Source organism: Georgenia sp. TF02-10, from assembly GCF_022759505.1.
Lineage (GTDB): Bacteria > Actinomycetota > Actinomycetes > Actinomycetales > Actinomycetaceae > TF02-10.
Genome location: NZ_CP094289.1, coordinates 3,191,894 through 3,206,663, shown reverse-complemented (window position 1 = coordinate 3,206,663; position 14,770 = coordinate 3,191,894). Strand labels below are relative to the sequence as shown.

At 75.3% G+C, this 14,770-nt stretch carries 13 protein-coding genes and 1 other RNA gene; all 14 read left to right on the top strand.

From position 1 onward, the window contains the following. Positions 1–75: 75 nt before the first annotated feature. Positions 76–288, top strand: a complete 213-nt coding sequence (locus MF406_RS14600) for a hypothetical protein (protein WP_242895143.1) — start codon at positions 76–78, stop codon at positions 286–288. Between the two features lie 167 nt (positions 289–455). Continuing rightward, positions 456–827 carry a TadE/TadG family type IV pilus assembly protein gene (locus tag MF406_RS14595; RefSeq protein WP_242895142.1) on the top strand — a complete coding sequence of 124 codons (372 nt, stop codon included), beginning with the start codon at positions 456–458 and terminating at the stop codon, positions 825–827. Beyond that, positions 824–1,297, top strand: a complete 474-nt coding sequence (locus MF406_RS14590) for a pilus assembly protein (RefSeq protein WP_242895140.1) — start codon at positions 824–826, stop codon at positions 1,295–1,297. The genes MF406_RS14595 and MF406_RS14590 overlap by 4 nt, the downstream gene beginning before the upstream one ends. Then, complete coding sequence (locus tag MF406_RS14585) at positions 1,294–1,887, top strand: hypothetical protein (protein ID WP_242895138.1); 594 nt, start codon at positions 1,294–1,296, stop codon at positions 1,885–1,887. Before MF406_RS14590 ends, MF406_RS14585 begins: the two co-directional genes overlap by 4 nt. Positions 1,888–1,986: 99 nt before the next feature. Continuing rightward, complete coding sequence (locus MF406_RS14580) at positions 1,987–3,195, top strand: multidrug effflux MFS transporter (protein WP_242895136.1); 1,209 nt, start codon at positions 1,987–1,989, stop codon at positions 3,193–3,195. An 84-nt stretch (positions 3,196–3,279) separates the two neighbouring features. Beyond that, entirely contained in the window at positions 3,280–4,788 is a 1,509-nt protein-coding gene (locus MF406_RS14575; RefSeq protein WP_242895134.1) for an alpha/beta family hydrolase, read from the top strand. Positions 4,789–4,913: 125 nt separating this feature from the next. Next, positions 4,914–6,041, top strand: a complete 1,128-nt coding sequence (gene prfB, locus MF406_RS14570) for a peptide chain release factor 2 (RefSeq protein ID WP_242895133.1) — start codon at positions 4,914–4,916, stop codon at positions 6,039–6,041. A 213-nt stretch (positions 6,042–6,254) separates the two neighbouring features. Beyond that, the gene (gene ftsE, locus MF406_RS14565) at positions 6,255–6,944 is read left to right on the top strand and encodes a cell division ATP-binding protein FtsE (protein ID WP_242895131.1); all 690 of its coding nucleotides are present in this window, start codon (positions 6,255–6,257) and stop codon (positions 6,942–6,944) included. A 13-nt stretch (positions 6,945–6,957) separates the two neighbouring features. Beyond that, positions 6,958–7,872, top strand: coding sequence for a permease-like cell division protein FtsX (gene ftsX, locus MF406_RS14560; protein ID WP_242895129.1), 915 nt, complete (start codon positions 6,958–6,960; stop codon positions 7,870–7,872). 278 nt (positions 7,873–8,150) lie between these two features. Next, a complete protein-coding gene (locus MF406_RS14555; protein ID WP_242895128.1) occupies positions 8,151–9,551 on the top strand; it encodes a M23 family metallopeptidase in 1,401 nt (466 codons plus the stop codon). Between the two features lie 205 nt (positions 9,552–9,756). Further along, on the top strand, positions 9,757–10,284 hold the full coding sequence (gene smpB / locus MF406_RS14550) for an SsrA-binding protein SmpB (protein WP_242895126.1): 528 nt from the start codon (positions 9,757–9,759) through the stop codon (positions 10,282–10,284). A 145-nt stretch (positions 10,285–10,429) separates the two neighbouring features. Beyond that, the gene (locus MF406_RS14545; protein ID WP_371744517.1) at positions 10,430–10,861 is read left to right on the top strand and encodes a hypothetical protein; all 432 of its coding nucleotides are present in this window, start codon (positions 10,430–10,432) and stop codon (positions 10,859–10,861) included. A gap of 113 nt (positions 10,862–10,974) precedes the next feature. Next, positions 10,975–11,342, top strand: a transfer-messenger RNA (tmRNA) gene (gene ssrA, locus MF406_RS14540). A 605-nt stretch (positions 11,343–11,947) separates the two neighbouring features. After that, on the top strand, positions 11,948–14,707 hold the full coding sequence (locus MF406_RS18910) for an HNH endonuclease signature motif containing protein (protein ID WP_305852965.1): 2,760 nt from the start codon (positions 11,948–11,950) through the stop codon (positions 14,705–14,707). The last annotated feature ends 63 nt before the right edge of the window (positions 14,708–14,770 follow it).

Below are 14,770 nucleotides of genomic sequence, written 5' to 3'. Positions count from 1 at the left end.
CCGCCCCTGCCGCATCTACCGCCCCCGTTCAGCGCCCAGGCCCCGTCCCGACCCGCACCCCTGGAGGACCGACCCATGTGGACCACCCTGCTCCTGCTCACCGCCCACCTCGCCTGGCCCCACCTCACCTGGCCCCACCGGGAGGACGACCCCGAGCGCGGGGACGTGCCCGGCTGGGTGCTGGTCACCCTGATGACCGCCGGCCTGGTCATCGCGATCTGGGCGATCGCTGGTCCGGCCCTGACCAACGTGTTCCAGACGGCGATCAACCGGGTGCTCAGCGTCTGAGCGGTGCGCCCGTGCGGGTCGCCCCAGGGCCCGCCCCAGGACTTGCGTCGGCGCCGCTCGTGCCGGCGCCTCCCGCACCGGGACGGCCCGCACCGGCCCCGTCCGCACGCCCCAGTCCCGGCGGCCGCTGGTCCCGGCTCGCCGCCGCCCCGACCCGCGGGTCGGCGATGGTCGACTTCATCCTCGTCGCGGTCCTCGTCCTCACCCTCGTCGTTGCGGTCCTCCAGCTCGGCCTCGCCCTGCACGTGCGCAACACCCTCGTCGACGCCGCGTCCGAGGGGGCCCGGCGCGGCGCCCTCCTCGGGTCCAGCCCGGCCGAGGGGGCGGCCCGGACCGAGGAGCTCATCGGCCTGAGCCTGTCCCCGCGGTACGGCCAGGACGTTGCGGCCAGCACCGTCGAGCGGGGCGGCAGCACGCTCGTCCGGGTGGCGGTCCGCGCGCCGCTCCCGGTCATCGGGCTGCTCGGGCCTACCGGCGTGCTGGAGGTCCAGGGCCACGCCGTGCTCGAGCCGCCGCACCCGGCCGGGGCCGGGCCATGATCGCCCTGGTCCGGTGGTGGCGCCGCCTCGACGCCGACGGCGCGGACCGGGGGAGCGCGGTGGTGGAGTTCCTCGGCGTGACGCTCCTGCTCCTCGTCCCGCTCGTCTACCTCGTGCTGACCCTCGGCCGGGTGCAGGCCGCCGCCTTCGCCACCGAGGGCGCCGCCCGCGAGGCCGGCCGGATCGTCGCCCAGGCCGAGACCATGGCCGACGCCACCGCGCGCGGGCGGGCCGCCGTCGAGCTCGCGCTGGCCGACCAGGGCTTCGCCGTCGACGGCGCCGCGGCGCTGACCGCCACCTGCACCGCCGACCCGTGCCTGACCCCGGGCGCCCGCGTCGTCGTCGAGGTCCGCAGCGAGGTCGACCTGCCGCTGGTCCCCGACGTGCTCGCTCGGGCTGTGCCGGTGGCCGTGCCGGTGCACGCCACGCACGTCGCCGTCGTCGGGGAGTTCCGGGAGACCGAGCGATGAGCGGGGGAGCGTCCGCCCGCCGCGGTCTGGGCGGCTGGCGGTCCTCGCCACCGGCGGCGGTCGGTCGCCGTCGGCGCAGCCCGCCGGCGGTCGGCGGGCGGGACTGGTGGGGCCGGCACGGGTGGGGCCAGCGGGCCGACGGCGACTCCGGCCAGATCATGCTGCTCACCCTGGGCTTCGCCGTGCTGGCGCTCGTCCTCGTGCTCGTCGTCGCCTCCGCGACCGCGGTGCACATCGAGCGCAAGCGGCTCCTCGCCCTCGCCGACGCCGCTGCCGCCGACGCCGCCGACGCCCTGGACACCGTGACGTACTACACGACCCAGGAGGCCGGGGCCGGCACCCCGACCCGGGTGCCGCTCACCGACACCACGGTCCGCTCCGCGGTGGACGCCTACCTCGGGCAGGCCCCGGCGGACCTGCTGGGCGAGTTCGACCAGCTGCGGGTGGCCGAGCCCACCGGCACCACTGACGGGTACACCGCCCAGGTCACGCTGAGCAGCGTGGCCCGGCCACCGCTCGTGCCGTGGGTGCTCGAACGGTGGCGCGGCGGCATCGCGCTGCAGGCCACCGCGACCGCCCGGGGCGGCTGAGCCGTCCGGGCCCACCGCGCCGGCCGCACGCCCCGCCGGTGCACGGCCTCCTGGACCGGCACCGCGCGCAGACGCTGCCACGTGGGACGATGCCGCCCCGTGAGCTTCCCCGCCCCCGCCGCGCGCCCGGGCGCGGCGTTCGTCGTCCTCGTCGGCGCGATGGCCGCCCTGCCGGCCGTCACCACCGACCTGTACCTGCCGTCCTTGCCCGACGTCGCCGCCGACCTGTCCACCACCGCCGCCCTGGTCCAGGGCACGATCACCGGCGTCCTCGTCGGCGGCGCCCTGGGCCAGCTCCTCATGGGACCGCTGTCCGACCGGCACGGCCGCCGCGGCCCGGTGCTGGTGGGGGTGAGCATCCACGTCGTCGCGTCGGTGCTGTGCATGGTGGCGCCCGACATCCTGCCGCTGCTGGCGCTCCGGGTGATCCAGGGCATCGGCAACTCCGCCGCCACCGTCTGCGCGATGGCCGTCATCCGTGACCGGTACAGCGGCGCCGGCGCGTCGGTGGTGCTGTCCCGGCTCATGCTCGTCATCGGCGTCGCGCCGCTCTTCGCGCCGTCGCTCGGCGGGCTGATCGCCGGGTGGTGGGGCTGGCGCGGCACCTTCGGCGCGCTCGCCGTGCTCGGGCTGGTGCTGCTCGTCGTCGTCGCCCTCGCCCTGCCCGAGACGCTGCCCCCGGCCCGACGACGGCGGGACGGGCTGGGCGGGACCCTGCGGGGGTACCGGACCCTGCTGCGGGACCGGCAGTTCATGGGCCTGGCCGTCCTGCCCGGCCTGGGCCTGGCCGCCCTGATGAGCTACGTGGCGGGTTCCCCGTTCGTGCTCCGGGAGGGGTACGGGCTCTCCGCCAACGTCTTCGCGCTGCTGTTCGCGGTCAACGGGGTCGGGATCATCCTGGGCTCGCAGGTCAACGCGTCCCTGGTCCGGCGCTTCGCTCCCCTCGCCATCCTCCGGGTGGCCATGCCGGTGGCGGCGGCGCTCGGCGTCGTGCTGCTCCTCGTCGCCGAGACCGGGGCCGGCGGGCTGGTGGGCCTGCTGGTCCCGCTGTGGCTGCTGCTCACCGTCAACTCGGTGATCCCGCCGAACGCCTCGGCGCTGGCCCTGACCCGCCACGGCGAGCGGGCCGGTGCGGCGGCGGCGCTGGTCGGGGCGCTCCAGGCGGGGGTGGCCGGGGTGATCAGCCCGCTGGTGGGCGTGCTCGGCGAGGACGCGGCGGCGATGTCCGTGGTCATCCTCGGGGCGGTCCTCGCCGGCCTCGCCGTGCTCGCGCTGACGACGCCGGCGTACCGGCGCGGCGCCGCCTGAGCCGTCCGAGCTCGAGGCGGGCGCGCAGCCGGCCGGCCGGGGTGCGGTCGTTGTCCCCGGTGGGGCGATGGGGGACGCTGAGGCATGGCCGCAACCCAGGAGATCTTCACCGACCGCCGGGAGGCGGGGCGCCGGCTCGCCGAGCAGCTCGCCGCGCGGGTCGCCGGGGGGCCCGGCACCGTCGTCGTCGGCCTCCCGCGCGGCGGGGTCGTTGCCGCCGCCGAGGTCGCCCGGGCCCTCCGCGCCCCACTGGACGTCGTCGTGGTGCGCAAGCTCGGCGTGCCCTGGCAGCCCGAGCTCGCCATGGGCGCGCTCGGGGAGGACGGCACCCGCGTCCTGAACCCGGCGGTGGTGCGGCACGTGAGCGCCACCGACATCGAGACGGCGACGGCGGCCGAACGGGCCGAGCTGGACCGGCGGGTGGCGGCCTGGCGCGGCCCCGGGGCGGGGGAGGAGGTCGCGGGGCGCGAGGTCGTCCTCGTCGACGACGGCATCGCCACCGGAGCGACCGTGCGCGCCGCCGTCGCGGTGCTGCGCGCCCGCGGCGCCGCGCGGATCGTGCTGGCCGTCCCCGTCGTCGCCGGCGACGTCGCCGCCGCGCTGCGGGAGGAGGTCGACGAGCTCATCGCCCTGGCCGAGCCCGCCCGGCTCCTCGCCGTCGGCGCCTGGTACGAGGACTTCCGGCAGGTTACCGACGCGCAGGTCCGGGACCTGCTCGCCGAGGCCCGCCGCACCGAGCGGGCGGACCGGGAGCCGGCCGGGTCGGGGCCGGCCCGGGTGACGACGGAGCCAGTGCCGGACCCGGCGCCTGGCCCGGACCGGGCGAGCGGGAGTCCCGCCCCGGACCGGGCGCCGGCCGAGCCTAGACCGGACCGGGCGAGCGAGACACCCGCCCCGGACCGGGGCACGGCCGACCCGCCCACAGACCCGGCACCCGCCGGACCGTCGGTCCGTCGGTACGAGGCCGCCGTCCCGAGCACCGCCGGCCCCCTGCCGGCCGACGTCGCCATGCCGGCGGCCGCCGCCGGCGTGGTGCTGTTCGCGCACGGCTCGGGCAGCTCCCGGCACAGCCCGCGCAACCGGGCCGTCGCCGACCTGCTCCATGCCGCGGGCCTGGCCACGGTGCTCCTGGACCTCCTCACCGAGGCGGAGGCCGCCGACCGGCGTCGGGTCTTCGACATCCCGCTGCTCGCCGACCGGCTGCTGGCCGCCACCTCCTGGACGGCCGCCGAGCCCGCGCTCCACCAGTTCCCGCTCGGCTACTTCGGCGCCAGCACCGGGGCCGGCGCCGCGCTGTGGGCGGCCGCGGAGCGCCCCGCCCGGCTCCGCGCCGTCGTCTCCCGCGGCGGCCGGCCCGACCTGGCCGCTCCGCGGCTGCGAGAGGTGACCGCCCCCACCCTGCTCGTCGTCGGGGAGCGGGACACCGAGGTGCTCGCCCTCAACCGGCAGGCGCAGGCGCAGCTGCCCGGGGAGTGCGACCTCGCCGTCGTCCCCGGCGCCACCCACCTCTTCCCCGAGCCGGGTGCGCTGGAGCAGGCCGGCGCGCTGGCCGCGGACTGGTTCGCCCGCCACCTGGTGCCGGCGCCGACCTGACGGGGCGGGCGCCGACCTGACGGGGCGGGCCCGGCCTCCACCGCCCGGTCTGACGGCGGCCGGGCCGGCCGGTCCGGCCGGTCCAGGCCCGGCCGGACCCAGGCCCCATCGCGTAATCTCGGTGCGTGGCCACCGACTTCCCGCACGAGATCGCCGAGCTCCGCTCCACCCTGGAGTCCATCCGGGCGGTGACGGACCCGGCGGCCCTGCGCGCCCGGATCGCCGAGCTCTCCGAGCGGGCCGCCGCCCCCGACCTGTGGGACGACCCCGACGCCGCCCAGGCGGTCACCTCCCAGCTCTCCCACGCCCAGAGCGAGCTCGAGCGGGTCGAGCGGCTGACCCGCCGGATCGACGACCTCGAGGCGCTCGTGGAGCTGGGGCAGGAGGAGGACGGCGCCGACGCCGACGCCTTCCTCGTCGACGCCGAGCGCGAGCGGACCGCCATCGCCAAGGAGCTCGCCGAGCTCGAGGTGCGCACCCTGCTGTCCGGCAAGTACGACGAGCGGTCCGCCGTCGTCACCATCCGGGCCGGCGCCGGCGGCGTGGACGCGGCCGACTTCGCCGAGATGCTGCTGCGGATGTACCTGCGCTGGGCCGAGCGCCGGGGCTACGCCACCAAGGTCCTGGACACCTCCTACGCCGAGGAGGCGGGCCTGAAGTCGGTCACCTTCGAGGTCGACGGCCCCTACGCCTACGGCACCCTGTCCGTCGAGGGCGGCACCCACCGGCTCGTGCGGATCTCCCCGTTCGACAACCAGGGTCGCCGGCAGACCTCCTTCGCCGCCGTCGAGGTCATCCCGCTCATCGAGAAGACCGACCACATCGACGTGCCGGAGAGCGACATCCGGGTCGACGTCTTCCGGTCCTCCGGCCCCGGCGGGCAGTCGGTCAACACCACCGACTCCGCGGTCCGCATCACGCACCTGCCCACCGGCATCGTGGTCTCGATGCAGGACGAGAAGTCCCAGATCCAGAACCGCGCGGCCGCCATGCGGGTGCTGCAGTCCCGCCTGCTGCTGCTCAAGCAGCAGCAGGAGGCCGCGGAAAAGAAGGAGCTCGCCGGGGACGCCAAGGCCTCCTGGGGGGACCAGATGCGCTCCTACGTCCTCCAGCCCTACCAGATGGTCAAGGACCTGCGCACCGAGCACGAGTCCGGCAACCCGGCGGCGGTCTTCGACGGCGAGATCGACGACTTCATCGACGCCGGCATCCGCTGGCGCAAGAACAACCAGCAGGTCCTCGCCGAAGCCTGACGGCGCCGTCGCCGGCCCTGCCGCCGGGCCCGGCCCTTGCTGCCGGCCCCGGCCCTGCCGCCGCCCTGGCCCTGCCGCCGCCCTGGCCCTGCCGCCGCCCCGGCCCGGCCGGGAGAACGGGCGTGTCGGTCAGCCACCGCCGTCGCCGACCTGTCTAGTCTCGGAGCGGCCAGAGCTGTACCTCCCTGCCGTCGAGACTGGCCGCCCCGGGGCATGATCAGGTTCGAGAACGTCTCCAAGGTCTACGCGCGCGGCGCCCGGCCCGCGCTGGACCAGGTGACCCTGGAGATCGAGCGGGGCGAGTTCGTCTTCCTCGTCGGCGCCTCCGGCTCCGGCAAGTCCACCTTCCTCCGGCTGGTGCTCCGCGAGGAGCGGCCCACCTCCGGGCGGGTGCTCGCCCTGGGGCGGGACCTGGCCCAGGTCTCCCGGTGGAAGGTGCCCCACCTGCGCCGGCAGATCGGCACGGTGTTCCAGGACTTCCGGCTGCTGCCCGACAAGTCCGTCTTCCACAACGTGGCCATCGCGCTGCAGGTCATCGGCAAGCCCCGGCACCACATCCTCACCACCGTCCCGGAGGCCCTGGAGCTGGTGGGGCTGGACGGCAAGGAGCGCCGCCTGCCGCACGAGCTCTCCGGCGGCGAGCAGCAGCGCGTCGCCATCGCCCGCGCGATGGTCAACCGCCCCCAGCTCCTCCTCGCCGACGAGCCCACCGGCAACCTCGACCCCACCACCTCGATCGGGATCATGCGCCTCCTCGACCGCATCAACCGCACCGGCACCACCATCGTCATGGCCACCCACAACGACGACATCGTCGACCAGATGCGCAAGCGCGTCGTCGAGCTCTCCGACGGCGTCATGGTCCGCGACCAGTCCCGCGGCGTCTACGGTGCGAGCCGGTAGAGGGGACGGCCACGTGCGCATCCGGTTCGTCCTCTCCCAGACCCTCCAGGGCCTCACCCGCAACCTCGCGATGACCGTCTCGGTGGCCCTGGTCACCTTCGTCTCACTGATGTTCGTCGGCGCCGCCGCCCTGCTGCAGGCCCAGATCGGCAACCTGAAGAACGACTGGTACGACAAGGTCGAGGTCTCGGCGTTCATGTGCCCGGCGGACTCCGCCGAGCCCGCCTGCGCCGCCGGGGAGGCCACCGAGGAGCAGATCGCCGACATCGGCGAGCTGCTCGAGTCCGAGGCCCTCGCGCCGTACGTCGACGAGGTCTACCTGGAGACCAAGGAGCAGGCGTACGAGGCCTTCCAGGAGCAGATGGAGGACACCGTCTGGGCCCAGTCCCTGACGGTGGACCAGATGCAGGTCTCCTACCGGGTCAAGCTCGTCGATCCCGAGCAGTACCAGATCGTCGCCGACGAGCTCGACGGCCGCCCCGGCGTGGAGGTGGTGGTCGACCAGCGCGAGCAGCTCGAGCCGCTCTTCCTCGTCCTCAACCGGGCCACCCTGATGTCGGTGGGCCTGGGCGCGGTCATGATCGTCACCGCGGTCCTGCTCATCACCACCACCATCCGGCTCTCGGCCATGTCCCGCCGCCGGGAGACCGGCATCATGCGGCTGGTGGGCGCGTCGAACCTGTTCATCCAGCTGCCGTTCATGCTCGAGGGCGCGATCGCCGCCCTCGCCGGCGCGGTGCTGGCCGTGGCCGGCCTGCTGGCCGGGGTGCGCTACCTCGTCCAGGACTGGCTGGCCTCCTCCACGCCCTGGGTGCAGTACGTCGGCACCGCCGACGTGTGGGCCATCGCCCCCTTCCTCGTCCTCGCCGCCATCCTGCTCGCGGCCGTCAGCTCCGTGGTGACCCTGGGCCGCTACACACGGGTATGAGGAGACAGATGTACCAGCAGCCCCACGGCGTCCGCTCGGCCCGCCCCGACGGCGCCCGTCCCGTCCGCCTCAGGGGCACCCGCCGTCGTCGGACCCGGCCCGACGGCGCCCGTCCTGCGCTTCCCGACGGCGACCGTCCCGTCTTTTCCGACGGCGCCCGTCCCGTCCCTTCCGACGGCGGCCGTGGCCGTCTGGGCGGTACCGCTCGCCGTGCCGGCACGGGCCGCCGCGGCCGCGGCCGCCTGGTCCGGGCCACCGCACTCGCCCTCGCCCTCGCCGTGGCGCTCCCGGCGGCGGTCGCGCAGGCCGACACCCGCGACGACCTGGTGCGGCAGCAGGAGGAGAACGCCGCCGAGCGCGAGCGGGTCGAGGCGTCCCTGGAGGGGGTCAACAGCGAGCTCGCCGCCGCCTACCTCGCCCTGGAGGACGTCCGCACCAAGCTGCCCGTCGCCCAGGCCGCGCTGGCCGAGGCGCAGGACAAGCTCGCCGCCGCGGAGAGCAAGCAGGCGCAGGTGGCCGGCCGGCTCGACCTCGCCGAGGCCGAGGCCGCCGCGCTCGCCGAGGAGATCGCCGACGGCGGCACCCGGATCGACGCCACCAAGACGGCCATGGGCGAGCTGGCCCGCAGCACCTACCGGGGCGAGCACGCGGCGAGCTCGCTGTCGGTCGTCCTGGACGCGGGCAGCACCGAGGACTTCCTGCGGGGCTACGCCGTGCGGGAGAGCGCAGTCCGGGCCCAGACCCAGGTCCTGGACGAGCTGGAGACCGCGGGCGCCGTCGCCCGCAACCAGGCCGAGCGGCAGGAGGCGGTCACCACCCGCATCGGCGAGCTCAAGGCCGACGCCGACGACGCCGTCGCCGCTGCCGACGAGGCCCGTGCCGCCGCGAAGAAGCACGCGACGGAGATCGCCCAGCTCGAGCGGGAGACGACCGCCCTCGCCGCCGACCTGGAGGCCAAGAAGAAGGAGCACGGCGAGCAGATCGACGAGCTGGAGTCCTCCAACGACGAGCTCGCCAAGGAGATCGCGGCCATCGACGAGGCCAACCGCAAGGCCGAGGAGGAGCGGAAGCGCAAGGCCGCGGCGGCGGCCGCCGCCGCGGAGGCCGAGCGGCAGCGGCAGGCAGACGCCGCCGCCCGGGACGCCGCCCGTCGGGACGCGGAGCGCCGGGACGCTTCCGCAGCGCCGGCCCCGGCCGCGCCCGCCCCCGCGGCCCCCGCGGCGCCGGCCCCGGCCGCGCCCGCCGCTCCCGCCCCGGCGGCCGGGGGGATCCTGATCCCGCCGGTGTCCGGCTCCCTCTTCGTCACCTCCTCCTACGGCTACCGCGTGTACCCGATCACCGGCGGGTGGTTCATGCACAACGGGGTCGACCTGCGCTCGAGCTGCGGCAGCCCGCAGGTCGCCGCCGCGGCCGGGACCGTCGTCGGGGTCCGGCCGGCCGCCGGCAACGGGACGCACGGCAACCAGGTGCTGGTGAACCACGGCATCCTCGACGGCAGCTCCTACGTCACCGTCTACAACCACCTCTCCCGGTTCGCGGTGCGCGCCGGGCAGCAGATCCCCCAGGGCTCGGTCATCGGGTACACGGGCGCCACCGGGAACGTCACCGGGTGCCACGTCCACTTCGAGGTCTGGAAGGACGGGGTGACGATCGACCCCATGACGCTGCCGGGCTTCTGATCCGGGCGCACCCTCGCGACGTCGCCGAGTCGCCGCGCGGGTGCGCCGCGGGGGACTCCCTGCGGCGTGGTCGTCAGCCGGGTGCGCCGTCAGCGATATCCCCTCGGGATCCGCCCCGCCCTGACCTAGGCTTGAGGACCGGCAGCGCCAGCACGACGACGGACGACGGTGGGCGCGCCCCGACCAGACCCAGGAGGTGACCGACGTGGCCAGCAGCAAGGCCCCCGCGACGCAGAAGCCGACCGCCGCGCAGCGGGCCAAGGCCGCGGCGGACGCGAAGAAGGTCGTCGCGCGGAACCGGAAGGCGCGGCACGACTACCACATCGACGACACCTTCGAGGCCGGGCTCGCGCTCACCGGAACCGAGGTCAAGGCGCTGCGGATGGGCCGGGCGTCCCTCGTCGACGGCTGGGTGGAGATCGACCGGCACGGCGAGGCGTGGCTGCACAACGCGCACATCCCCGAGTACGCGCAGGGGTCGTGGACCAACCACGGCCCGCGGCGCAAGCGGAAGCTCCTGCTGCACAAGGACGAGATCACCGAGCTCGCCGTCAAGAGCCGGGAGAAGGGGCACACGATCGTGCCTCTGGAGCTGTACTTCCTCAAGGGCCGGGCCAAGGTCGAGATCGCGCTGGCCCGCGGCAAGCAGGAGTGGGACAAGCGGGAGACCCTGCGCCGGCAGCAGGACGAGCGCGAGGCGCAACGGGCGATGAGCCTGCGCCGCCACCTGTAGGCCGACGAGCCTGCGCCGCCACCTGCAGGCCGTCGCCTGCGCCGCCACCTGGAGGTTCCCGGTCGCTGCAGGCGTCCGGGTAGCGGCGGTGGTCCGGGCCGCCCGTCGATAGGCTGTACTCCTGTTACCTGTACAGGAGGAAGCCATGGGTATGCCGATCAAGCTCCGCCACGTCCCCGCCCGCCTCGCCGCCGGCGCCTTCATCCTCAACTCCGGCCTCGGCAAGCGGAACCTCCCGCCGGAGGGCGCCGCCGGGCTGCAGCAGATGGGCGCCAACGCGTTCCCGCAGCTGAAGGAGCTGTCCCCGCAGGACTTCGGCAAGCTCATCGCCACGACCGAGACCGCGCTCGGCGCCGCCCTGCTGGCCCCGTTCGTGCCCACCTGGCTGGTGGCCCTGGGCCTGGGCGGCTTCTCCACCGCGCTCCTGCGGATGTACCTGCGCACCCCCGGCCTGACCGCCGAGGGGTCCCGGTTCCGGCCCAGCCAGGAGGGCACCGGGATCGCCAAGGACGTCTTCATGCTGGGCATCGCCGGGACCCTGCTCCTCGACGAGCTCACCTCCCGCAAGCGGTCCTGAGCCCGCGGTCGACGCTCTGGCGGGGGCGGGAATGAACGTGCGGGGCCGGTGGTTGACCCCGTAGCATGACACCGCAGGCCCCGCCCCCGGGCGGGACTGGCGACAACTCCACAGGGGATGATCGGTTTCGACGACGGTTGTCGTCCCAGGGGAAGCGGGTCGAGGATGCAGAGTCATCTCGTCAACGCTCTCTGCAAACCAATAGGTGCCGATTCCAAGCGCACCGAGTTCGCCCTCGCCGCCTGAGCGAGGCCTGAACTCCGTCAGCCCGGGCTAGCTCTCGTCCCGGATCCTGGCGTCGACTAGAGAGCCACTGCTCGCCGCCCTCGTCATCGGGGCAGCGGGGACACCTAGATGACTGGGCCCGTCAGCGACTTGTCTGCGTGATCGCTGGGGCCGAGAAAATCAGCAGCAGACTGCACCCGGAGAAGCCCTGGTTCAGCACCGTCGGACGCGGGTTCGATTCCCGCCATCTCCACCCCCAGCGGGGCCCTGACCGATCGGGGTCCCGCAGGCAGCACCCCTCCTTTCGTGCCCGCGTGGCACGACCGGAGGGGTGCTGTCGTCCGTGGTCGACGGCGACGGCGACGGCGTCGTTCGTGGTCGACACGCCTGAGATGGCAACGTCGACGCTACTGGCCAGGCCGCCGTCATGTCGGCATGCTCAACGAAGGGCATGCCGAGCCAGCTGCGGGACGTGCTGTCGGCCCCTCCGGGGTGGTGCGGCATGGGGCTGACCCCCGAGGCTGGGGACAAGCCCGGCACGATGTCGGTGGCCGGTCCCACTATGGACGTATGTTCGAGGAGGAGCGGGACGAGGCTCAAGCCGGTGGCGCCCCCGGTCGTCCGGGCCGCGCTGCGGGTCGCTCCGGCCGTGTTGGCGGTCCGTTCAGCGGGGGTGGGGACGGGCCGGGGTCCGATGTCGGTGGCCCGATCTACTCTGTACCTGTGTTCGATGGTGAGCGGGAGAAGCGGCCGGCGGCCGGTGCTGCTGGTCGTCCCGGTGCTGCTGCTGGTCGTCCCGGCGGTGCCGGTCCGTCTGCTGGTGGGTGGGGGTGGGACGGTCCGGGTCCGGAGGGGTGGTTGGTGTGGTCTCCGGCGGACGAGGCGGCCCAGGCGCGGGGGTTCTGCTGCGCCGAGGACTTCGAGTCGAACTCTCCGTGCCGGCACATGCGCCACTTCGCGGCGATGATGGCGGCCCAGGACCGGGTCGCGGCGGTGCGGGCGGCGACCGCGGGGGAGCTGTGGGACGAGGACACCCTCGACGGCCCCGGCGGCGGCCCGGCCGGGGACGACCCGCACGCCCGGGTGCGGGTGCGGGTGTGGCTGGTGGCCTCCCAGGTCCTCGCCGACGCCGCGGTGGCGGCCGGGGTGGCCCGGACCTCGGAGATCACCGGGGACGTCGCGGTGGCGCCGGGTGAGGTGGAGGAGACCGCGGCCCGGCTGGCCCGGGCGGCGGAGGCGGCGACCCGGGCCCGCGGGGAGGAGATCACCCCGCCGGTCCAGGAGTTCTTCGCAACCGCATCGGCGATGGCCCCCCGCGAGCCGCTGGCCGATGAGGACCGGACCGTCACGCTCACCGGTGAGCAGGTGGCGGCGGGGGTCGAGCTGTTCCTGGCGGTGGCCCGCGGCGAGACCGACGTGGTCGTCCCGGACGATCCCGGCCCGGTGCCGGTGACCGAGGTGCCGTACTCCCGGTGGGAGGCGGCCGGGGCGGCCGGGGACGGCTGCCTGCTGACCACCATCGGGGTGGACACGGACTCCCTGGCCCGGTGCCCGGCAGGGCCCGAGCTCGCCGCCCTGCTGTCCGGGGTGAACCTTGCCGAGCTGGACGGGTTCGCCGCGGTGGAGGCCCTCGCCGCGATACGCCGGGTGGAGGCCTGGGCCGCCGCGAGGTCCGCCGAGCTCGCCGACGTGGTCGCCACCCGGTGCCGAGACATCTACGACGCCCGCACCGTCAAGGGCCCGGGCGGGACGGTGCTGGACGGCTCGGCCCAGGAGGTCGCCATGCGCCTGGGCATCTCCGTGACGGAGGCGAACCGGTTGATCCGCACCGGCCGGGGCATGCGGGGGGCGTTCACCGACACCGCCCAGGCCCTGCGGTCCGGGGCGATCGACTACCGCAAGGCCGCCACGATCATCACCACCCTGGCCGAGCACGCCCTCCCGGTCGCGGTCCTGGCCGAGGCCGAGGTGCTGCCCACCGCCCCCACCCGCACCCACGCCCAGCTCGTCAAGGACCTCGCCGCCGCGCTGGTCAAGGTCGACCCCGCCGCGGCCACCGAGCGCCACCACCGGGCCCGCGCCGGCCGCAAAGTGACCCACCCGGCGCCGCTGCCGGACGGGATGGCCTCGCTGTACGCGGTCCTGCCCGCCGAGGACGCCGTCCGGGTCGACCTCGCCCTGGAAGCCATGACCACCACCGCCCAGGCCCACGGCGACGACCGCACCCGCGACCAGCTCCGCGCCGACGCCCTCGCCGTCCTCGCCCACGGCGCCCTCACCACCGGCTGGGCCGGCCCCCCACCCGGAACCAAACCACCGAACCTCAACCACCCAGGCAGCGACGAGCACGCCGGCGACCACGCCGGCACGGCCGACGCCGGCGCGGGCGCGGCCGACGAGGCGAACGCAACCGACGCAATCGACGCAACCGACGACGGTGCGGGCGACGACGGTGAGATGCGTGCAACCGATGAGGACGCGGGCGCGGGCCCGCCCGGCCCGGGAGCCGAACCCGGCGTCGAGGACCGCGCAGCGCCCGCGACCGGCGCACCGCCTGACCCTGGCCCGCCGGGCTCGCCGCCCGAATCTGGTCCGCCTGGCTCAACGCCTGACCCTGCCCTGTCACGCCCTGAAGTGCCTCTGGGCGTCACCGACCCGCCGGCACCGTCGGGTTTACCGCCCGACTGTCCGCCCCGGGGCGGCCAACAGGCGCCCGGGAGCGGCGCCTGGGTGGAGTGCCCGGGCCTCGGGGAGATCCCCGACCTGCACCTGCTGCTGTCCTGGCGCTCCGGCATGCCGCTGGGCGACCCCGGCACCAACCGCACCCAGATCCGCGTGACCATCCCCCTGTCCGTCGCCCTCCCCCCGCACGACGGCGAGGCTCCCACCGGCACGAGCGGCGACACCACCGGCGCCACCGGCGACGGGGACGGCAACGGCGCCAGTCGGGACGGTAACGCCGTCGTCGGTGACGGTGACCGGGCCACCGCAGGGGTGACCAAGGACGACGCCACCACCAGCTCCGGCACCGGCACCGGCCCCGGCACCGGCGGTGTGCCCGCCGGTCCCGCCGGCGGGAGTGGGCGGGATCTGGTCCTGGACCCCGAGCCGGGGGAGGTGGCCGAGCTCGCCGGGTACGGCCCCATCAGCCCCGACGTCGCCCGCGCCCTGGCCGCCGGCGGCACCTGGCGCCGCCTGATCACCGACCCCCTCTCCGGCACCGTCCTGGACCTCGGCCGCACCCGCTACCGGCCCCCCGCCGACCTCGCCGAGCACGTCCGCACCCGCGACCGCACCTGCGTCCGCCCCGGCTGCACCACCCCCGCCGAACGCTGCCAGATCGACCACACGCGGCCTTTCTCCCAGGGCGGGCGCACCGCCGCCGACAGCCTCGGCGCCCAGTGCACCACCGACCACGCCCTCAAGTCCGCCGGCACGTTCAAGACCACCCAGCCCACCCCCGGGGTCTTCGAGTGGCTCACCCCCACCGGCCACGCATACCGCCGCAACCTCGACGGCACCACCACCCCCCTGAACACCTGGCGAGGACGAGCACGCCCCAGCACGATCTCCGCCGCCGGGAACCACGGCGACGACGAATACGGCGACCCGCCGTTCTAGACCCGACGTCGTCCAGCATCACGGCCGCCGCCGATTCGTCGGCGGCGGTCGTCCGGGTGCTAT

Coding starts and splice junctions, on each gene's coding strand:
- MF406_RS14600 (WP_242895143.1), top strand. CDS start 76: ATGTGGACCACCCTGCTCCTGCTCACCGCCCACCTCGCCTGGCCCCAC.
- MF406_RS14595 (WP_242895142.1), top strand. CDS start 456: ATGGTCGACTTCATCCTCGTCGCGGTCCTCGTCCTCACCCTCGTCGTT.
- MF406_RS14590 (WP_242895140.1), top strand. CDS start 824: ATGATCGCCCTGGTCCGGTGGTGGCGCCGCCTCGACGCCGACGGCGCG.
- MF406_RS14585 (WP_242895138.1), top strand. CDS start 1,294: ATGAGCGGGGGAGCGTCCGCCCGCCGCGGTCTGGGCGGCTGGCGGTCC.
- MF406_RS14575 (WP_242895134.1), top strand. CDS start 3,280: ATGGCCGCAACCCAGGAGATCTTCACCGACCGCCGGGAGGCGGGGCGC.
- ftsE (WP_242895131.1), top strand. CDS start 6,255: ATGATCAGGTTCGAGAACGTCTCCAAGGTCTACGCGCGCGGCGCCCGG.
- MF406_RS14545 (WP_371744517.1), top strand. CDS start 10,430: ATGGGTATGCCGATCAAGCTCCGCCACGTCCCCGCCCGCCTCGCCGCC.